The sequence below is a fragment of the Aquiflexum sp. TKW24L genome (genome assembly GCF_023502205.1).
Taxonomy (GTDB): domain Bacteria; phylum Bacteroidota; class Bacteroidia; order Cytophagales; family Cyclobacteriaceae; genus Cognataquiflexum.
Map to the genome: position 1 here is coordinate 152,134 of NZ_JAMFLG010000001.1, position 20,684 is coordinate 172,817.

The window sequence follows — 20,684 nt, forward strand, 5'->3', positions numbered from 1 at the left end:
ATCATTCCTAAAGTCTTGTGTCTTCATACTTAAAGTAAAATGTTGGTACAGAAATTCCGTACCAACAATTAGATTCATAGGTCTGGGATTAAATGTGGTTGTGGGAGTTTTAATGGTTTTTGCTATTTTTTTTGACAGGTCTATTGTCCGATGACCGATTTTGATTTTGACTTTTTAGAAGAATCAGCCACTAATCCATTTGAAAACGGACAAATTGAAATTACCTATTGTAAACTGATCACTGCTAGCTGAAAACTGCGAACTGACTACCGTATTCACCTCCTAATCACCTTTGCAGAACCAGTAGCTGAAACATTGACGCTTTCTGGTTTGCCCGAATAATAGACATTTCCTGAACCTGTAGATTTAACATTCAGATTTTCTACCTCTCCGATTTCGGATTGGCCGGAACCAGTCTTGTTGATGCTTGCTTTTTCGGCAGAAATACCCTCTCCTTTGAAATCACCTGATCCTGTTTGGGATAAAGTAAATTCCCCAACTGATCCACCTGCAACCGTAATATTTCCCGAACCCGTCATTCCAACAGATAGGTTATCAGTATTTACATTTTTCAGAATGATATTTCCTGACCCAGTATTGCCTAATGAAAGCGAACCCGTTGTTAAGTCAGATTGGATTTTGAAACTTCCCGATCCTGTACTTTTGATGCCTTCGACTTCCCTTACCGTCACGTAGACAGTCAATCCAACATTTCGGTAATTGCCTTTCTCTAAGGAGATTTTTAAGGTATTGTTATTCACTTCTGTAATTACTTTATCCAATGAGATATTATTGGATTCCAACCTCACTTCGTCCCTATCACCGGTAATGACGATCACATCCCAACTGCCGCCGGAGTGGATTTTGGTAAAACTTCCGGGAGTTCTTGTTTCGGTTTCCTGCGCCAAAACAGTAACAGCAATAAAGAAAAGTGAGAATGAAAGGATGATGGGTTTGAGATTATACATGGTCGTAGAAGATAATTGGAGTAGTTAAATAATATTGGTTCGATAAAATATTTCCACAGATTGTGCCAAACGAAAAAACCATCCTAAATCCCCTATTTTGACCATTTATCACGAAAACATTGTCCGTAAGGAAGGGATTTTGTTCGCTGACGGGCGATTTGAAGGAGGTAGGATGAGATAGGAAGATTTAAAAAGTACGAATTACGAAGTACGGGGTGAACCGGATAATCTTAAGCTTGCTTTTTTTATAAATCATTTTATTGGGCAGGAAAAAAACAAGGCAAAGGGAACTTACTTTACCTTCAATTCAAAACCATATTTTTCACTGTTCTCCCTTAGAATCGTCAAAAGGGATTTTTCTTGCTTTTTGGATGACAAGCAAAAAGGTACCATTATCGATTTTCCTTTTTTCAATTTGGCTAAAAGTTGGTTTTGAAAACTCGCATGATATGGGCCGGGAACGTCATTGACAGGCCACCAATCTTTATGGAATTCTCCTCCATGCTGTGGAAGGATTACAGTGATTTTGGAAATTTCCCGAAATGGTAAATGCTTCTTTTTTCCCATTTGCAAAATCCTGACTTCATTATCAGTCAGGAACAGTTCTCCGGATTTTTTTGCAGGGAAAAATATATAATTGATCAAAAACAATAATACTCCCAATAAAATAGTGAACGCAATTACAGCTCCTCCATTTGGAATAAATTCTGTGATGACTACAAAAATGAGAATACTCAGTCCCATCAAAACCCATGCAATGCTGTTGAGTAGCATTTTTATTTTAGGCGGTTGCTTTATGTCAAGGACAAACTTTTCCATTACCTTAACAAAATTAACAGAAGACAGCCCCGAACCGCTACACTTTTTTAAAGAAATGTTACTTTATTTCAAGGTTATAGGCCATTCTAATTTTAAAAAAGCCAATTGCAGTTATTCTTAAATCATACCTTCCAATTGAATATCCCCAAAGGATTGAGTACTTTTAAATATGGTGCTGGATAACTTGCTGAAGATAGAAAAAATAGGAAAACAGTTATTGCGGGGAGGAATTGCCCTCTACCTCGCTTTAATTATATTATTTTCATTTGGGAACACAGAAAACGCTGATTTTTTACATTGCAATCAGGAGTGTTTGCAATTATATTAATTGTTATTACATTTTTGCTTTTATTCCATTACAAAAACCCCAAAGCCGGTGCCATCGGAGGGATCGGTGCAATTTTATTCTTTTTAGCCTCAGGATTTCCAACCAACTATAATGCCTTCATGACAGACATTCCGGGTTCAATCACCTTTCTGAATGTTATCAAAGATATCCTGTTGGCTTTCTGCTCGTTGATTTTAACCGGAGAATCACTCAAAGAAATGGTTAGATAGCGAATTACCAAACCATTTCCAAAGCGATAAAATCTGCTTCTGTCTTCAAAATACTTAACCACTGAGCACACTGAGAGCCCAGAGTTTCATTCAGCATTATTAATTCTTCATTCTTAATTGAAATATTTTTCGCAAATACTCCTTCTCCCTCCTGCCATGCTCTCTGTGCCTGTGGTGAAAAAATCTACTCATCCTTAATCGAATCCACCGGATTGGCCCATGCTGCCCTGAGTGCCTGAGAACCGACAGTCAGCAGCGCAATCAACAGCGTCAAACCTCCCGCCATTAGAAAGGTGGAAACGGAAATTCCTGCCTTGTAAGGAAACCCAGACTGCCAGGCATCAAGCGCCCACCAAGAAATCGGAAATGCCAACACCAAAGCAATCCCCACCAAGATTACAAAATCCTTGCTGACCAGTTGGATAAGGCTTTGGCTGCTTGCTCCGAGTACTTTGCGAATCCCGATTTCCTTGGATTTCTGCTGCACGGTGTATGCCGCCAAGGCAAATAATCCCATGCAGGATATCAGGATCGCGATGATCCCTCCTACCAAAAACGCCTGTCCCAACTGCTGTTCCTGTTGGTATTGGACAGCATAGCGCTCATCTATAAAGAAATAGGCAAAGGGATTTCCCGGAAAAATCTCTTCATAGATCGCTTTGATGGATTCAAGATTGCTTTCCATCTGATCACTGCTGACGACCATACTGAAATATCCCGTTGCCTGAGAAGGTAAAAATATCATTGGTATGATCTCTTCTTTGAGCGACATGTGGTGGTAATCTTGGATCACAGCCAAAATTCCATAAGGTTCTCCCCACAGGATACTTTGACCCACAGCGGCTTCAGCAGATTCAAAACCAAATCCCAAAGCGGCTTTTTCATTGAGCATCAATTTCTTGGATTGTCCCCAGCCCTGATTGGCTTCCTCCGTTGAAAAATTCCTTCCCGCCACCAAGGTCATGCTGTAGGTGTCAATAAATTCATCATCCATAATCATCATGCCATAGGATTTGTCTTTGTCCTCGGGACGTGGCACCATCGGGGTAATCCCACTTGCAAAGAAATTATACCCCATTCCAGGCAAGGCATTGGAAGCACTCAATTTTTCCACAAAAGCCTGAGACCTGAGCGAAGACTTGAAAGCAGAAACTTTGGAAGCACCGTTTTCGCCCAAGTCACTCGGCCCATCTATCACGAGCTTCTGCGTGAGATCCATTCCCAGGTTTTGGTTTTGCATAAAGCTGAGTTGGTCGCGGATGGCGATGGTGCCGATGATGATGGTGACCGAGATGGCAAATTGAAGAATTACAAGTGATTTCTTGAGTGTTTGGCTGCTTTTAGGTTGGAAGTTGATCTGGAATTGGTGTCCAAATTTTCCCGAAAGGGCCACGACATAAATACCCGAAAGCATTGTGCAAAGCAATAAGATAGCAGTAATCACCAACCAAAAAGCAGGTTGGGCAAAAGCTTCAAACCAAAGCGGTTGGGCGAAGAGACTTTCATAGGGTCCTTCGGCGAGCCTGACGAACAAAAAGGAAAAGCCAAAAGCAAAAACCATCAACAACAAAGTCTCAATCATAAACTGCTGCGCAAGCTGCCAACTGTCCGCGCCCAACACTTTTCTCATCCTGATTTCCTTGATGCGGGTGAGGATGTTTGCAGCGGAAAGGTTGAGGTAATTGACATAAGCGATCCCAAGAATCATCAAAGCAATGGCTGCGAAAACCAAAACAGTACCCATACTGCCTTGCGTAGGCAAAGGGTCAGACAGGGAATTGCCCAAATGGATCTCAGAAAGCGGCTGCAAGAGGACATTCTCGTCTTTTGCATCCGGATTTTGTCTGATAAATTGGGTAATCTGATCGGCAACGCCTTCACTGTCTGAACCATCTTTGAGGGTGACATAGAGGTTGACAAATCCGGATTCTAATCCATTGGGATCTGCCCAATCGTTTCCATTGCGGTTGGCAGCATTTTCCAAAGTATGGATGGAGAGGAACATTTCCCCTTTGATATCCGATCGGACTGTAATGTCCTCCAAAATCCCGGTGACAGTATAGTCTGACTTCCCAAATTGGTTGCTGACTTGAACTGTTTTGCCTATCCCATTTTCATTGCCAAAGAACTTCTTTGCCAGTTTGGTTGAAATCACCACCGTATTTGGCTGGGTGAGGTCAGCATTGCCGCTAGAGACCGCAAAGGAAAATGACCTAAAAAAATCCCCATCTGCATACATCACCCAATCTTCCTTGAAAGATTCCTTGGTCTCGGGGATGATGACCAATCCACCTGCAATCTGATTGGCAAGAATGTTGGCGGCTTTGATATCGGTAAACTGGGATTCCAAAATTGCAGCATATCCGGGAGGAAGATAGACCTCAGGTTCATTAACCTCATCCGTCACTACAAGCCGGTATATATTATCCTTGTTGGCATGGAAATCATTGTAGGTCCATTCAGATGCTACAAAAGAAAAAAGCAACAGGAAAGAACTTAGGCCCAAGACCAAACCGGTGAGGTTGATAAAAGTAAAGAGCTTTCTTTTGGACAAGCTTCTCCAGGCAATGCGAAGGTAACTTTGGATCATAGAAATGTGAAATGTGGATTGGGACAAAGGACAAAGAAGAAACAAGCATCATTTGATAATGTTGGCTTTGCCAGTTCTATGCCACAGAAAGAGGCTTAAATTGAAGGAATTAAGCGATTTGTCCGCATTCGCACAAACCCACCCGATCAACTTTGTGCGAATTCGGGCAATTGTCTTTGATATGGAAATGGGTACTTTGGAAGTATTCGTGAAAAATGATTTGGAATTATAAATTCAAAATAAAAGGTTGGGATTGCATGCCGATAGCTATCGGCATTCACCTAGCGGAGGATTCAGTTGAAGCATTTCCTTGGCTTTAATTGCCACCTGCTTTAGCTGGTGGTTAAATGAAAAGAATATCCATTTTAGGCTTTAGCCAAAAAGGAATGAATAATTCAAAATATGGAATGTTTGTGCAGATACAAACATTGGCTTTTGAGTGACGGTCCGGTTTTCTGTGTCCACTGAGAGCTCAGTGGTAAAACAATGAATCCAAATTTGCGAACCTCTGCGATTCCTTCGAGTCCATTGCGGTTTACCTTTGGCCTGTCGACTAAGACCTAAACTTTTTTAAACAGTCCATAGATGCTTCCTTAAACTATAATACCCAATATAGGATAGTAATTCTGCCAAGAGTACAAGATAGGGCATCCCCCACAAGGTATCGGATAAAAAATGATGCTCTACTATCAAATTTTCCAGGAAAATTCCGACAAAAACAAATACAAAAGCAGGAAAAATCAAAAGAAAACCTGTAAATACCAGTATCCTAAACCTATTTTTTATACTTATATAAGCAAGCACGAGTGGGGGAATTATAAGCAGCCAAGTAACTAGATTCATCAACCAAAATGCTAATTGATTATCTCCAAATAAAGTACGAATTAGGTAAGGTTCATCATTCGCTCCCAACAGATTGAAAACAATACGCATAATTGGAATAACACTAAAAATAAGCGAAAACCCGAACAATCTATTGCCTTCTTTTTGCGAACGCAACATGAAAAACCCTATCCACAGAGGTACATAGTTGAGCAAAATCGGGGCAACAATTGTGGCAAACCAAACAGAATTGGGATTAGCTTCTTCACAACCTTCAGCTAAATCAAATGAATTGAATGTTTTGTAGCCCCACTCTCCACAAATGAGGTACCCCGTAACGTGGTGAACTAGTTCGTGTGTGATCCCCATTAGAGAGGCTAAACAAAAAAAGCAGAGAAGATATTGCCAAGTAAATTTAATTTTCATGGTTTTAAGGTTATTGAATGATGAAGGATTTCCTGTATGTCCCAAAATTAAATTTACACTATAGAAACCAAACAAAAAATACCATAATCAGAACATATTTACCAAAATCAGAATACAAACTCTGATTCCATTTTAAATTCTCCTTTTCACTGCGTTTCGTTAATCTGCAATATCTTCGGGAAAATTTCAATAAATCCAGCTTCTGGAGAAGCAGGATAACAATCCCCTGCTTCTTTTTCTCATTTCCTATGTGCTCTCCGCGTCCAGTGGTAAAAATTCAATACCCTTTGCCTCCCTTTGCGATACTACTTTGCGTTTTTGCGGCTTGGCAGAAAAAATAGAGTCCAGCTTCTGGAGAAGCAGGATATCGGTCCCTCCTTCTTCTCCTGTCCTCCGCGCTCTCAGCGTCCTCCATGGTAAAAATTCAATACCCTTTGCCTCCCTTTGCAATACTTCTTTGCGTTTTTGCGGCTTGGCAGGAAAAATAGAGTCCAGCTTCTGGAGAAGCAGGATAACGGTCCCCCCTCCTTCTTCTCATTTCCCTACTTCCTCCAAATTTCCTATCTTTACCTATACCCAAAAACCGGCATATGTTAACGATACTGCTATTTCTTATTCTACAAATTCCTCAAATTGGTTTGCAACCGACATTTGAAGCGCAGACGATCGACGATAAGGTTGCGATCGGATATGGTCTTGCCATTGGGGACGTTGACGGGGATGGCAAGCTGGATATTTTATTGGCTGACAAAAAGCAATTTGTATGGTACCGAAACGGGGACTGGAAACGGTTTGTGATGATCGAAAACCTGACTGAATTTGACAATGTCTGCATTGCCGCTCGTGACATCAACGGGGATGGAAAAGTCGAAGTGGCCGTTGGTGCGCAATGGAATCCTTCGGAAACAACCGATCCCGAAAAATCCGGTTCGGTGCATTACCTGATCCGTCCTGAAGATCCTACACAAAAATGGACTTCCGTCAAGCTTCACCATGAACCGACTACTCACAGGATGCGCTGGGCAAAAATCAACGACAACAATTATCAGCTTATCGTTCTTCCACTTCATGGACGGGGCAATAGGATGGGCCAAGGAGCAGGAGTGAAAGTCATGGCTTACCAACCACAAAAAGATCCCAAAGGAACTTGGACCACAGAAATCATTGACGCTTCTCTGCACTTGACTCACAACATGGATATTGCAGACTTGGGAGATGGAACAGGAGAATCCATTTTGGTGGGAGGCCGGGAAGGTGTTAAGGTCTTTTCCTTTAAAGATGGAAAATGGGCAAGCCATTCCAAAGTTGAACGCTTGGTCAAAGACCATGCAGTCGGTGAGGTCCGATTTCAACATTTACCGGATGGAAAAAAAGCCTTAGCAACAGTTGAACCCATGCATGGCAATATGGTGGTGTCTTATGAAATGAATGAATTCTCTTCCGAAAATCAAATCAGGACAGCTTTGGACAGTACTTTGGCAGAAGGCCACGCTTTGGGTTGGGGAGATTTTTTGGGAAATGGCAGCCATCAGATTGTGGGTGGATGGCGAGTGGCAAACAAAGAGGGCGATTTTGGAATCAGGATTTACATTCCTCAGAATGGGACATTTGAAAAGTTTGCTGTCCATTGGATTGATAAAAACGGCATGGCAACAGAAGACCTGCAAGTTGCTGACTTGGATGGCGATGGCAAGCCTGAGATCATTGCAGCAGGAAGGGCAACCAATAATTTGAAGATTTATTGGAATAGGACTAGGTGAAATTGAAATGATATATGGTAGATATAAAATTGAAATATTCTTGAAATAGATATTCTTGGATATTGGATATTCATGGATATTAAATTCCAAAATAGCCTTGATTGTGGATTACTATATCGCGAAGCATATATCTACTATATATCGCAAAGCATATATCATTTTAATATCGCGCAGCATATATCATTTAACTATTCCGACTTAAGCGAATTGACGGGATTATCAGATGCTGCTCTCCATGATTGGATGGCAATGGTCAGCCAAGCTATCAATATTGCAACTGTGGCAGTGAGCAAGAAAAACCCAACCTGCATCTGTACTTTATTTGCAAACTGCTCCAGCCAAGTACCCATGATATAATACCCAATCGGCAAAGCCAAAATAATGGCGACAATGACCGGCTTGAGGAAATCTTTGGTCAATTGGTGGACAATGGAAAAGGAACTTGCCCCCATCACTTTTCGGATTCCGATTTCCTTCCGCCTTCCCTCTGCCATAAAGATGGACAAACCAAGCAAACCCAAACTTGAAATCAACAAAGTCAATAAAGCGAACAATCCCAACAAGTTGCTCAGTCTTGTTTCCCTGTCGTATTGCTTGACAAGTCTATCTTCCAATAGCGAATACTCAAATGGGATTGAGGGATTGATTTCTTTCCATTTGGAAGACAAGGCCTGCGTCACTTGAGGAATGTCCTCGCTGTTGATTTTGACCAAAAGGTGCGAACTGTTATCGGAAATCCCGTTTTGAACTGGCGAGTAGATGGTTGGCTGTATCGCAAACCGCAGGTCGGAGGTTTGATAATCTTTGACCACACCGACGACATTGCCATGAAAATCCATAAAACGTTCACCGTTTTCTTCTGTGAATACTTCTATCGGTTTTCCGAGGCTTTCTTCAGGAGAGAGGCCCATCATTTTGGCAAGTGATTCGTTGATGATGAATCCACCGTTTCGGACAGCGGGAAAAATTTCCCTCATTTTGAAAGCATCGCCTTTGTCGTTGAATTCAGTAGAAAATTCCCTTCCGGCGACCATCGGTACACTAATGGTTTCAAAATAATTGAAGTCTATATACTGTTGGTTGATCCAATTTTGTCCATTCGGGTTTTGACCTTCATAGGAAATTTGAGGTCCCCAACCTGCATCCACTCCGGGACGGGCACTTGAACCCAAGACATTTTCAACAAATGAAAACTGTTTGTAGGCATTGGTGAGACTTTCCCGATTTGACCGAGATACTTCCCCCATTGATATAGCAAGGATGTTTTCTCTATCAAAACCCAAATCAGCTTTGCGCATATATGATTGTTGGAAATAGGCCACAGTCGCGCAAAACACCAAGATTCCGGACATTACAAACTGCAGCACAACCAAGCTTTGTCTCAAGGCACTCTTATTGGACTGAAAAGTAGTTCCCTTCAAAATCAGATTTGGCTTCAATCCTGAAAGGTACAGTGCCGGAAAAAACCCGGACAAAAATGTGGAAACCGCCAAAGTCACAACAAGGAATAACCAAACTTGCCCATCGGCAAAAAGATTGAAAGGAATTTCTTGTTGTAGCAATCCGGAGAACACCGGCAACAAAATCTCAACGAGGATCAATGCAAAAACCATTGCGAAAACATTGACGAGGAATGATTCGGTAAAGAACTGCAGGACCAATTGTGATTTTTTGGCGCCTGTCACTTTCCTGATTCCAATTTCCTTCATCCGCTTGATGGCTCGGGCAGTAGAAAGGTTTATAAAATTGATACAGGCCAAAATCAAGATAAAAATTCCGATGCTTAAGAAAATGTAAACAGTGGACTTGGGTGTGCTAGGGCTCAATTCACTTTGATAGGTATTGTCCAAATGGATGTCCGTGATAGGCTGTAAAAACGGGATATACTTTTTGGCTTCCTCCTCTGATCTCGCTTTTTTTGAGGCTTCCATGGTGCCGCTGTTGACAAAATGGACATCCGAAGGGTCTTTCAATTTGACGTAAGTGTAACAAAATGGCCACCAAAAACTCCCGAATTCGGCGGTCAAGGGAAAGCTTTCTGTGGCTTTGAAGGAATTGAGGGACGTGATAAAATCAAAGTCTAGGTGGGTATTTGAAGGCAAATCTTTCAATACCCCCTTGACTACAAACTCGAAATCTCCTGTAGAAACCAAACTTTTCCCAATCGGATCTTCCTCTCCAAAGTATTTTTTGGCCATGGATTCCGTCAACAAAATCTGAAAAGGATCATCCAAAACCCCGGTTGTAGTCCCGCTTAGCAATGGAAAATCAAACACCTCAAAAAAACCTTCATCAGCAAAAGTAAATTTCTCTTCTCTAAAACTTTCTCCTTGATTTGGCCCATCGGCAGGTCTGAGGTAGGTACTGGTACGGTGGATCCTGACTGCACTTTCTACCTGGTCAAATTCCTTCACCATCATTGGGGCAACTGCACCCCCTGTCCATGCCCATTTTTGGTTGCCATCCACCCTCTGGGCAACTCTGAAAGTCCTGTCAGAATTGGTATGAAAATGGTCATAACTCAATTCCTGCCTGACAAAGGCCAATAATATCAGGCAACACGCCAAACCCATCGCCAAACCAAAAATGTTGATGGCAGAAAAAGATTTTTGCCTTTTGATATTTCTCCAGGCGGTTAAGAAGTAGTTTTTGATCATGTTCATTTGGTTAATGGTTATTGGCTAATTGAAATATGGTAGAAATAGATAGAAATAAATGGAAATATTCTTTTAATTGATATTTGTGGATATTGGATATTGGTGGATATTAATTCCCAAAATAACCGTGATTTTGGGAAATTATATCGACGAGGACATTATTTCAATTTATTTCACGCAGCGTATTTCAACCATATTTCACAAAGTATATTTCAATTTATATCGCGCAGCACATTTATCCTATCCATTGATATGCCAGTACAAAACCTCAAAAATTCATCAAATATGGGCAGTTTGGTTAAAGTGTGCTTTGATACCCGAACAAGTTTGTTCGGGAGCGGACGAATGTAATAATCAACTGATTCCCAATCAATACACTTTGATATAGCCTTTATATTTCATCTAAAAAGGAAATAAGAAATTAATCAGATCTGTAACATTCAGTAAAAATTTGCATCATATTTCAAGGGCATTGGTAAACCTAAACGACCCTTTGTAAAAAGCAAAATATGGAAAAAATTAAGAATAATTTTTTGGCACAAATTGTCATTATATATACCAGATATTTATTGGGAGGTGGATTTGTATTTGCCAGTCTGATCAAAATCAAGGGATTAAGGTTTACCACTGAAAGCGGTGAAAATGAAGCTTTCGGGACAGCTTTTCACTTTTTTGAAACCATGTATAAAACAGGAATTTATTGGCAGTTTATTGGTTGGGGACAGCTGATTGCCGGAATGCTGCTGATGACACAGCGATACGCCAAATTGGGTGCAGTCGTAAATTTCCCGATTATCCTCAATGTCTTTGTGATCACAATTTCCATGGATTTCAATTACACCCCCGTCATCACAGGCATGATGTTGTTTGCCAATACAATTTTACTGATCTGGCATTGGAATGAATTAAGGTTTTTGGTCAATCTTCCCATAATTCTTGACAGACCAAACAGGCTAGAAAACCAAAAGTCATGGGAGATCACAGGATGGGTTTTGTTTCTTTTTACAGCCGGATATAGGCTTTTTACAGACAGGTATGATCCCGTATTCTGGTTTGGAATCTGTGCTTTGATCGGATTGGGAGGATTGGTTTTGGGATTGAAAAAAGTGGCTATCTCTACATTATGGAAAAAGTTATAAAAATAACCACTTTCGAAAATAGTACTTCCGATTTCTTGTATTGGTTCCAAAATAGTCCAAAGGAGAGGCATGAAGCAATTGAATTTTTAAGAGAGCAATTCATGAGATTTAATAACAATGCTGAGCAAAGACTTCAGAGAGTTTGTACAATTATAAATAGGTAATGCTTTAAATTGAACAAAAGCCAAAGCATAAAAAAAACCGGAATCCTTCGATCCCGGTGTTCATTTTTCTAAATGGGAAGCTTAGTAAACCTTTATGGTAGTCTATCTGCAGCCGCTTTCTGGGAAGCTTCATATTCCATAAAGGCGATGACATAGGGAGAATTGTCCCAATAACCATGTTCGGAGACGATTTTGCCTTCCACAAATCTAAATGTAGAGTGAACCGGGGTTTCGAAAACTTGACCTGTTACAGCCATGGTTCCTTTCCAAGTTCCCCAGACATTTACCCAAGTTTCACCTTGGTCAGTGGTGACCATTTCAATCGCATCTTCGCCTATTTCGAGGGTAGAACCTGTAAATGTGCCCACTTCTTCTTTTTGCCGGGAAATCATTTCATCAACGGTAATTGGATTTGATTCAGGTGTGTTTTGATAAATCTTTGCTGAATCTGCATAATATTGTCTTTGTCCTTCTACGTCCGCTTTGTTGTACAAGTCAAAAACTGCTTTTACTGCGTCAATTTCAGGGGACTGCATGGTGTAATTCTGTTTTTGGGAACAAGAAAACAACATGGCGCACGATCCGAGGATAAACATTGCTTTTTTCATAGTGATATTAGATTGGGTTGGTGGATTTTAAATTGGTAAAAGTTAAACAAATTGTATGAAAAAACAAGTTCAACTAGCTGAATTTAAGCGTTTTAAAAAGCATTTACAGTTGATATAAATAAAAAAAAGTAGAGTCTCCCCTACTTTTCTAAACCAAACAAACAAAAATTATTTATATGAGCGTTAGATACCATAAAAATATTAAGGCAAAATAATACACAGTTGGAGACTGATCTATCCGGTCCATCTGACTTCCGACTTCCAACCCGCTTGATGTGGAATATTGGGTTGCCGGCCCAAAAGCTCATATCCATGATAGCATTCATTCCTAATTATTCACTCTTTAATGTGCTCGCCGGATTCACTTGTGCCGCTTTGAGTGCCTGCAAAGTCACCGTGAGGTAGGCGATGGACAATATCACCCCGGCAGCCAAAGGAATAAACCACCACTCAAAATCGATCTTGTAGGCATAGCCCGAAAGCCAATCCTGCATGACCCAATACCCTACCGCCGATCCCACCGCAATCGCAAAAGCCACAATGGTGATGAACTCCCTGTTGATCACATGGAGAATAGAGGCTGTGGATGCGCCCAAAACTTTTCGGATGCCGATTTCCTTGGTCTTTTGCTCTGCGACATGTGCAGACAGTCCGAACAATCCCAAGCATGAAATCAGTACGGTCAGGATGCTGAAGTACTTAGCCAAATCCCTGATTCTCAAATCTTCATTGTACATTTTGGCATAATTTTCATCCATAAAAGTGTACTGAAATGGAAAATCAGGATTAAGCTTTTCGGATACTGTTTTGATACCGGCAATGGCATGTTGAATCTCATCTGTCCTTATTCTTATAAATGCAGTGGAAGCAAAAGACTTGTCAAGAAGAATGACGACAGGTTCCATGTTTTGATGGAAACTCTGAAAATGAAAATCCTCTACCACCCCTGTGATATTGCGCTCCTCTCCCCACATATTGAAAGAAACTGCATCCGGGTTGTCCTGCGTGATCAACTCGTAAGCCCTCCTGTTGATGATCGCTCCCTGTACGGAATCCGCTCCTTTGGCAGGATTGAAATCTTCTCCTTGGATCAATTTCATTCCAGTGGTTTCCAAGAAGTCATAATCCACCCTCATGATTTCAAATAAGGCGGTGAAAGCAGGATCTTTCCCTTCCCAACTCACATCTCCGGTGTTTGAATTCCTTCCCAAAAGGCCATGGGTGGACCTGGATATGGATTGAACATCAGAGTTTTGTGCCAAACGGTTTTTGAAAACATCATAATTTTCCATCAATTTACCTTCCAAAGGAAGAACCAAAAGCTGCTCTTTGTCATAACCCAAATCCTGGTTTAAAGCAAAACCAATTTGTTGGTAAACCACCACCGTAGAGACAATCAGGATCGTAGCCAAGGTAAACTGGAAAAGGACGAGGCCTTTTCTTGCAAAAGCAATCCCTTTGCCTGACTTGGTTTGGGTTCTGAAGACGGAAACTACCTTGGTGGCGGAGAGATAAAATGCCGGGTAACTGCCTGCCACCGTTCCCGTGAAAAGAATGACAGCCAAAAATTGTAACCAAAAATAACCATCAGCATAAGGCACATTGATCGATTTTCCTGTCAGTCCATTGAATACTGGTAAGGTCAATTCCACAAGCAACAATGCCAAAATGGATGAAAATACCGTTATCAAAAGCGATTCGCTCAAAAACTGATAAACCAATGCCACCTTATCCGCTCCAACCACTTTTCTAACACCGACTTCCTTCGCCCTTTTCTGGGATTTGGCAGTAGACAGATTCATGAAATTGATACAGGCGATCAGCAACACAAACAGGCCAATAACTGCAAACAACTTCACATACTCTATTCTACCTCCTTGCTGGATGCCGTCTTTAAATTTGCCATGCAGGTAAAGTTCCTTTTGAGGATAGGCAAATAGTTTGACATTACTTCCCTCATTTCTCTCAACGATAAAATTTTCAAGATTGGCTGAAAAAGCTTTCCAATCAGATTCTTTATTCAGTTTGACAATCGTGCTTGGACCATTGTTGCCCCACTCACTCAACCATGAATTGAATGGTTTTTCAAACATAAACTGAAATGGAAGAATATATTCAAAATCTGCCAAACTGGAGTTTGGCGGTGTTTCCAATACCCCTTGAACAATAAATGACGCCTCACTTCCCGATTCTTTCATCAGGACAGTTTCTCCAATGACATCTGTTTTGCTAAAGAGTTTGATCGCCGCATTTCTGGTCAGGACAATGTGGCTTTTTTCTGCAAGGGCTTTATCCCTATCTCCATGAATCATGTCAAATTGGAGGATATGCAAATAATCTTCACCTGCATAAAAACCATTCAATTTGATTTTGGTATCGCCGTTTACAAAAAGGTTGTTTTCATTCCATGTGTAAATCGCTGACCTTTCTACTTCCGGATAGACGTTTTTTAGTTCTTTGAACAATATACCCGGCGTCGAGGTAGTAGTAAAAATATCCGGGCCGTACTTTTGATGCTCCATGATCTGATACACCTGATCAATATCTGCAAAGTTCCGGTTCATATTCAGTTCCGACTGAACCCAAAGTCCAATCAAAATGGCTGCCCAAAGTCCGAGTGCAAGCCCGAAAAGGTTGATGAAGAAAGTCAGCTTATGCCTTGCAAAGCCTCGGAATGCAATTTTAAGATAGTTGGTAAACATAGTGGTTGTGGTTTATGTGGATTTTATTCATCTGCGTGATAGACGCAGAGTTTATGTCATTCAGAACTTAAGGAATTTACCGGATTTGCAGCTGCGGCTTTAAATGCTTGAAAACTGACTGTAACCATAGCAATGACCAAGAGACCAATTGCCGATGCACTAAATAGCCACCAACTCAGGGTGGTTTTATAAGCATAACCCGCGAGCCAAGCATTGGAAAGATACCATCCCAAAGGAATCATGATCAATATGGCTACCACCACCAAAAGCATAAAATCCTTGACAATCATGGCTAAAATTTGGCTGACCGATGCGCCTAGCACTTTCCTTACTCCTATTTCTTTTTTGCGGTTTTCTACTGTAAAGGCTGCAAGACCAAATAATCCCAAACAGGAAAGGAAAATAGCTACCAATCCAAAATACCTGGCGAGTTTGGAAATCCGTTGTTCCTGAAGGTATAAGGACTGAAAATCTTCATCCATAAAACTGTAATCCATCTTGTGTGCATGGAGATCCTCAAACATTCCGAAGACAGAAGCAATGGTTTCTAACTGATTTTCAGGATTGATTCGGATGACTATTTTTTGGGCAAAAGCCTTGTCGAATTTAAGAAAGGCTGGTTTCACCTTTTCTTTCAATGATTCAAAATGGAAATCTTTCAATACCCCGATAACCTCCATGTCATTCCCCCAAAGGTTGACCGTGGCGCCAATGGGATCTTCCAATCCGATTACCTTTATCGCCTCCTCATTGAGGATGATTTTGGAACTTTCATCACCAAAATCCCTTGAAAAAGGCCTTCCTTCCACGATTTCAAAATCCATGGTCTCGATCAAATCCATGTTGACCGTAATGTTTTCAAATTTGACCTGCTCCTCGGAATCTTTTCCTTCCCAACTCAGCCCAATGGTGGAGCTCATCAAACCGACAAGAGGATGGGATAAACTTGAGGCATTTTCCACACCGGGAATCCCTTTTACCTGATTCAAGAACGATTCAAGTTGGATATCTGAAAGAGAGGAAGAATTGATCTGAAGGAGGTGGGATTGGTTATAGCCAAGATTTTGGTTTTGGATATAGGCCATCTGCCGGCCTATCACTGATATCCCAATGATCAAAAGTAGGGAAATGGAAAACTGGAAAACCACCAAACCTTTTCGGGCCAACAGCTCCCCAAAACTCCCCTTGAGGTTGCTTTTGAGGATTTGGATCGGTCTGAACTTTGATAAATAAACTGAGGGATAAATCCCCGCAAGCAAACCTGTAAATGCCCAAATCAAAACCAAAATCAAAACTTCAAAAATTGTCAGGTTGAGGTGGAGTTCTTTGAGGGTAACCTGATTGAAAAACGGCTGTAATACCGCAGCCAAAACCAATGCCAGCACCATGGCAAAAAAGGTAAGCAGCATCGATTCGACCATAAACTGGCTAAACAAACCGCCACGGCTGGCACCCATCGACTTTTTGACTCCGATCTCTTTGATTCTATTCATGGACCTTGCGGTGGTCAGATTCATAAAATTGATACAGGCGATCAAGAGAATGAAAAAGGCTATTGCCGAAAAAATCCACACATAATTGATCCTACCTCCTACTACCTTCCCATCTTCATATGACCCATAGAGGTAATTATCTTCAAAAGCCTGGATAAAGGGAGTTACATTGCTCTCTGCTTTTTTATCTTTTATAAAGTTTTTGATCTGGGCATTGAATGACTCTATATCCGTTCCTTCCCTCAGCAACAAAAACGTTCCTGCATTGAAATTATCCCAATGGGCTCCGTCTCCAAGCATTTTTTTGAAAAAAGGAAAAGACAACAAAAATTCAGGTTTGCCTACATCCAATGAACCAAAATCTCTATACACTCCCCTGACAATGACATCGTTCCCGAACTCAAATACAGACCATTTCAAACTTTTTCCAATGGATTCTTTTGGCGATCCGAAAATTCTGATGGCGGTTGATTCTGACAAAACCACTGAATTGATGTCGGCAAGAGCTTGCGATTTATCCCCTTCCAAAAAGTCGATACTGAACATTTCCAGGTATTCCTGATCGACAAAAAACCCATCTGCAACCTGTGATTCCTTCCCATTATCAAAAGAAACACCTGTGATATAGGGTGAAATCGCCGCCGCCATTTCCACTTGAGAGAGTTCAGCTTCCATGGCTTCGGCCATTTCAGCAGGCGTGATTTCTATAGTAACTACTCCTGTTGAATTGTCATGGTTGGTAAATACAGTATAAATCCTATCTCCAAGCGCATGGTACCTGTTGATGCTCAATTCATCCTTGACCCACATCATGATCAAAATCACGGTGGTCAAACCCAAAGTAAGCCCAAACAAATTGATCAAAAATGTCATTCTATGCTTTTTGAAGCTCCTTAATGCGATTTTGAGATAGTTGTTGGGCATGGCGTGGGAGGGAGGTTGGGAGGTTGGTAAAGTTGTAATTGTTGTAATTGTTATAGTCGTTCTAGTTGTTGTCGCAAGTTATATGCAGCTTTCTAGTCACAGAAATAACAATCATTCAACAATCGGAAAAGGCCAAATAGCCTCTTGAATTAGGGTCAAATCAAGAGAGATGATCAAAGTTTTGAGAATCTCTCTTGATAAAGTATATATCCAAGACAACCAATGATTAAAACTGCTTTTGAAATTACTTGGTAACCAAAGTCTTGCGTCTTGTATCTTGTGTCTTATATCTATTTTTCAAATATGAAACTGCTCTCTGATATTCTCAGTCACTACCTTGCCATCAAACAGGTTGATGATCCGGTGGGCATAATTGGCGTCATGCGGGGAGTGGGTTACCATCACGATGGTAGTTCCCTCGTTGTTCAGTTCTTCCAAAAGTCTCATCACTTCTTCACCGTTTGCCGAATCAAGATTACCTGTAGGTTCATCGGCAAGTATCACTGAAGGTTTGGCTACAATTGCCCGGGCAATGGCTACCCTTTGCTGCTGACCACCGGAAAGTTGTTGCGGAAAATGGTCTTTGCGGTGCATGATGTTCATCCGTCCAAGGACTTCCTCAACCCTTCGCTTTCTTTCGTCAGCAGGTGTTTTGAGGTACAAAAGTGGAAGCTCCACATTTTCGAATACAGTGAGTTCATCGATGAGGTTGAAGCTCTGGAACACGAAGCCGATATTTCCTTTTCTCAGTTGGGAACGCTGACGTTCAGAGAATTTCGCTACTTCATTTTCGATGAAATAATATTGTCCCGAATCAGGATTATCCAGTAGTCCGATGATGTTGAGCAAAGTTGATTTGCCACAACCTGACGGACCCATAATGGCGACGAATTCACCTTTTTTGATTGCGATCTGGATATCATCCAGCGCTGTGGTTTCTACTTCCTCTGTGGTGTAGAGCTTTTTGAGATTGACGGTTTTGATGATGTTTTGCATGGGGGGTAGGGTATGTCGTTATTTGTTAGATAGGTTCTTTGGAAAATTTTTGACGGAAGACAGAAGACGGAAGACGGCAATTTTGATTTTCAAACTTTTCTTGGTCTTCCACTGTATTCGATCAATTATATTATGTATGTACGCAATGATACCAATAGATAAGATCTATATTCTAATTCAGTTATGAGGGCTTAATTTCCCGATACATCGGTCTTCCGACTTCGGTCTTCCGTCCCGCTTAGAGTATTTTATAGGGTTACTCGCAAAGAACCGGATAACTATAAATTATATTCATCATAAGTTTTTATTTTATGTTTCTTTTGAAGCTTACCATCATATTCATAAGATTGTAAGCCTCCTCATACCTTAATTGAAATTCTTCATCAGAAATATATCCCCTTCTTTTTGCTTTGTGCAAGCAGGTAATTACTTCAGCTAAAGATCTAATTGAATATGCCATAAATCTTTTTTGTTCGGGATTTGATTGGTCAATAGACCCTTCTGCAATGTTCAAAGCAATAGAATCCGCTGCCCGTCGAGATTGGGAAGACAATCCGAACATTTCAAAATTTGGAAATTTCAACACCAATTGATGTATACTTTCTCCGAAATCCATGGCCTTCTGCCATATTGTAATTTTTTCAAATTTGAACATCATAGGATTTTAATATTAAATCGGTTAGTAATAATCAAAACCAATTTAATTTTTCTCTCTTAATCATTATCACATTGAACCAAACTTAAACGACTAATTTCAAATTCCTGGATTCTTCCGTCTTCCGTCTCATTTCAAATTCAACACCTCATTCTTCCCAAAATTCTCATACCCGCTGACGATGACGCGATCGCCGGGTTGGAGGCCTTCGATGACTTCGTAGTGCTCAGGATTTTTGCGGTTGAGTCGGATATTTCTTTTCTCTGCTCTTCCTGTAGTTTCATCCACTACGAAAACCCAATTTCCTCCTGTATCCTTATAGAATCCACCGGTTGGTAATAGAATTGCCTGCTTGCTGTCACCAAGTTCGAGGCCGATCCGTACGGTTTGTCCCCTTCGGATTCCTGTTGGCGCTTCACCTGTAAATACCATATCCACTTCAAACCTTCCTCCTGTCACATTGGGGTAGATTTTGTTGATTTCGATTTCATAACTGCTTCCCGAAAAGGTAAATGTACCTTTCAACCCTGTGCTGATTCTTGGCAGGTACAATTCATCTATTTGGACTTTTACTTTGAATTTGTCCAAAATGTCGATCTGTCCGTACCGCTCTCCGCTGTTGATGGATTGGCCGACTTCGATTTGTTGGGTAGAAAGCTGCCCTTTGATGGGGGCACGGACGACGAGGTTATCCAAAATATGGCCTACTCCATTGAGAGACTGCATCATTCTTGATTCGGAATCCCTCAATTGCCTTTTCTGAATAGATCGGGCCACAGAATCATTCCTGTAAGATTCGTACGTCAATCTTTTTCTTTTGACATTATAATCATACTGCTCACGCACCTCTTCCAATTCTCTATCAGAAATCAATTTCTTACCATGCAATTCCTTGAATCTTTCATATTGCGGCTTGAGGAGGTTAATCTGATAATCGATTTCGGCCAACTGACCTTGCTGATTCAAATCATTTTGGTCAAGCAATAACCTGGTCTGCCTTAGGTTATTGATCTGAAAATATAGATCTGTTTCACGCTGCATGACATCCAATTGCAGGTTAGAATTAGTCAGGATGAGTATTGTATCACCTACTTCTACCAAGGCACCTGATTCGCGGACAATCTTTTGGATGTTTCCCCTTTCGATGGCGTCAAGAAAAAATACTTCCCCAGGTTCGATGGTCCCACTGACGGGTATGTAATCAGTATATTCCCCTTCAATCACAGTGGCAATGGTAATCCTATCTTTATTGACATTCATGGAAGACCTAGAGTCTGCAAATACCAATTGGTAAAGCACAAATCCCACTAATAAAGTACCTCCCGCTATCATCGCGATAAACTTTGGGGTCCAGGTCTTTTTCTCAATCTTTCTATCCATTGTGATTATTACTTTAATCTTCT

General features: G+C 41.0%; 14 protein-coding genes. 3 read left to right on the forward strand and 11 right to left on the reverse strand.

Going from position 1 to position 20,684, the window contains the following annotated elements:
• Positions 1-275 precede the first annotated feature (275 nt).
• Entirely contained in the window at positions 276-968 is a 693-nt protein-coding gene (locus tag M3O96_RS00635; RefSeq protein WP_249717612.1) for a head GIN domain-containing protein, read from the reverse strand.
• 291 nt (positions 969-1,259) lie between these two features.
• A complete protein-coding gene (locus M3O96_RS00640; protein ID WP_249717615.1) occupies positions 1,260-1,787 on the reverse strand; it encodes an FUSC family protein in 528 nt (175 codons plus the stop codon).
• A 342-nt stretch (positions 1,788-2,129) separates the two neighbouring features.
• On the opposite strand from M3O96_RS00640, the gene M3O96_RS00645 reads away from it, so the two are divergent.
• The gene (locus M3O96_RS00645) at positions 2,130-2,345 is read left to right on the forward strand and encodes a hypothetical protein (RefSeq protein WP_249717619.1); all 216 of its coding nucleotides are present in this window, start codon (positions 2,130-2,132) and stop codon (positions 2,343-2,345) included.
• A gap of 184 nt (positions 2,346-2,529) precedes the next feature.
• Here M3O96_RS00645 and M3O96_RS00650 read toward each other — a convergent pair whose 3' ends face one another.
• Together M3O96_RS00650 and M3O96_RS00655 are read right to left on the reverse strand one after the other, a co-directional pair.
• Positions 2,530-4,935, reverse strand: a complete 2,406-nt coding sequence (locus M3O96_RS00650) for an ABC transporter permease (RefSeq protein WP_249717622.1) — start codon at positions 4,933-4,935, stop codon at positions 2,530-2,532.
• A 570-nt stretch (positions 4,936-5,505) separates the two neighbouring features.
• A complete protein-coding gene (locus tag M3O96_RS00655) occupies positions 5,506-6,183 on the reverse strand; it encodes a hypothetical protein (protein ID WP_249717625.1) in 678 nt (225 codons plus the stop codon).
• A gap of 590 nt (positions 6,184-6,773) precedes the next feature.
• Here M3O96_RS00655 and M3O96_RS00660 point away from each other — a divergent pair.
• Positions 6,774-7,943, forward strand: a complete 1,170-nt coding sequence (locus M3O96_RS00660) for an FG-GAP repeat domain-containing protein (protein ID WP_249717628.1) — start codon at positions 6,774-6,776, stop codon at positions 7,941-7,943.
• Positions 7,944-8,131: 188 nt separating this feature from the next.
• Here M3O96_RS00660 and M3O96_RS00665 read toward each other — a convergent pair whose 3' ends face one another.
• The gene (locus tag M3O96_RS00665) at positions 8,132-10,600 is read right to left on the reverse strand and encodes an ABC transporter permease (RefSeq protein WP_249717630.1); all 2,469 of its coding nucleotides are present in this window, start codon (positions 10,598-10,600) and stop codon (positions 8,132-8,134) included.
• 509 nt (positions 10,601-11,109) lie between these two features.
• On the opposite strand from M3O96_RS00665, the gene M3O96_RS00670 reads away from it, so the two are divergent.
• Complete coding sequence (locus tag M3O96_RS00670; RefSeq protein ID WP_249717632.1) at positions 11,110-11,739, forward strand: hypothetical protein; 630 nt, start codon at positions 11,110-11,112, stop codon at positions 11,737-11,739.
• A gap of 256 nt (positions 11,740-11,995) precedes the next feature.
• Here M3O96_RS00670 and M3O96_RS00675 read toward each other — a convergent pair whose 3' ends face one another.
• The 6 genes from M3O96_RS00675 to M3O96_RS00700 all read right to left on the reverse strand — a co-directional run bounded on the left by M3O96_RS00675 (position 11,996) and on the right by M3O96_RS00700 (position 20,661).
• Entirely contained in the window at positions 11,996-12,511 is a 516-nt protein-coding gene (locus M3O96_RS00675; protein WP_249717636.1) for a nuclear transport factor 2 family protein, read from the reverse strand.
• A gap of 332 nt (positions 12,512-12,843) precedes the next feature.
• On the reverse strand, positions 12,844-15,213 hold the full coding sequence (locus tag M3O96_RS00680) for an ABC transporter permease (RefSeq protein WP_249717639.1): 2,370 nt from the start codon (positions 15,211-15,213) through the stop codon (positions 12,844-12,846).
• A gap of 56 nt (positions 15,214-15,269) precedes the next feature.
• The gene (locus M3O96_RS00685) at positions 15,270-17,630 is read right to left on the reverse strand and encodes an ABC transporter permease (protein WP_249717642.1); all 2,361 of its coding nucleotides are present in this window, start codon (positions 17,628-17,630) and stop codon (positions 15,270-15,272) included.
• A gap of 297 nt (positions 17,631-17,927) precedes the next feature.
• Complete coding sequence (locus M3O96_RS00690; protein ID WP_249717646.1) at positions 17,928-18,626, reverse strand: ABC transporter ATP-binding protein; 699 nt, start codon at positions 18,624-18,626, stop codon at positions 17,928-17,930.
• A gap of 304 nt (positions 18,627-18,930) precedes the next feature.
• A complete protein-coding gene (locus tag M3O96_RS00695; RefSeq protein ID WP_249717648.1) occupies positions 18,931-19,284 on the reverse strand; it encodes a four helix bundle protein in 354 nt (117 codons plus the stop codon).
• A 126-nt stretch (positions 19,285-19,410) separates the two neighbouring features.
• The gene (locus tag M3O96_RS00700) at positions 19,411-20,661 is read right to left on the reverse strand and encodes an efflux RND transporter periplasmic adaptor subunit (RefSeq protein WP_249717650.1); all 1,251 of its coding nucleotides are present in this window, start codon (positions 20,659-20,661) and stop codon (positions 19,411-19,413) included.
• Positions 20,662-20,684 lie beyond the last annotated feature (23 nt).

What these genes read in the sequence shown, in the direction of transcription:
- M3O96_RS00635 (WP_249717612.1), bottom strand. Translation starts at nt 968, where the DNA reads ATGTATAATCTCAAACCCATCATCCTTTCATTCTCACTTTTCTTTATT.
- M3O96_RS00640 (WP_249717615.1), bottom strand. Translation starts at nt 1,787, where the DNA reads ATGGAAAAGTTTGTCCTTGACATAAAGCAACCGCCTAAAATAAAAATG.
- M3O96_RS00650 (WP_249717622.1), bottom strand. Translation starts at nt 4,935, where the DNA reads ATGATCCAAAGTTACCTTCGCATTGCCTGGAGAAGCTTGTCCAAAAGA.
- M3O96_RS00655 (WP_249717625.1), bottom strand. Translation starts at nt 6,183, where the DNA reads ATGAAAATTAAATTTACTTGGCAATATCTTCTCTGCTTTTTTTGTTTA.
- M3O96_RS00660 (WP_249717628.1), top strand. Translation starts at nt 6,774, where the DNA reads ATGTTAACGATACTGCTATTTCTTATTCTACAAATTCCTCAAATTGGT.
- M3O96_RS00665 (WP_249717630.1), bottom strand. Translation starts at nt 10,600, where the DNA reads ATGATCAAAAACTACTTCTTAACCGCCTGGAGAAATATCAAAAGGCAA.
- M3O96_RS00670 (WP_249717632.1), top strand. Translation starts at nt 11,110, where the DNA reads ATGGAAAAAATTAAGAATAATTTTTTGGCACAAATTGTCATTATATAT.
- M3O96_RS00675 (WP_249717636.1), bottom strand. Translation starts at nt 12,511, where the DNA reads ATGAAAAAAGCAATGTTTATCCTCGGATCGTGCGCCATGTTGTTTTCT.
- M3O96_RS00680 (WP_249717639.1), bottom strand. Translation starts at nt 15,213, where the DNA reads ATGTTTACCAACTATCTTAAAATTGCATTCCGAGGCTTTGCAAGGCAT.
- M3O96_RS00685 (WP_249717642.1), bottom strand. Translation starts at nt 17,630, where the DNA reads ATGCCCAACAACTATCTCAAAATCGCATTAAGGAGCTTCAAAAAGCAT.
- M3O96_RS00690 (WP_249717646.1), bottom strand. Translation starts at nt 18,626, where the DNA reads ATGCAAAACATCATCAAAACCGTCAATCTCAAAAAGCTCTACACCACA.
- M3O96_RS00695 (WP_249717648.1), bottom strand. Translation starts at nt 19,284, where the DNA reads ATGATGTTCAAATTTGAAAAAATTACAATATGGCAGAAGGCCATGGAT.
- M3O96_RS00700 (WP_249717650.1), bottom strand. Translation starts at nt 20,661, where the DNA reads ATGGATAGAAAGATTGAGAAAAAGACCTGGACCCCAAAGTTTATCGCG.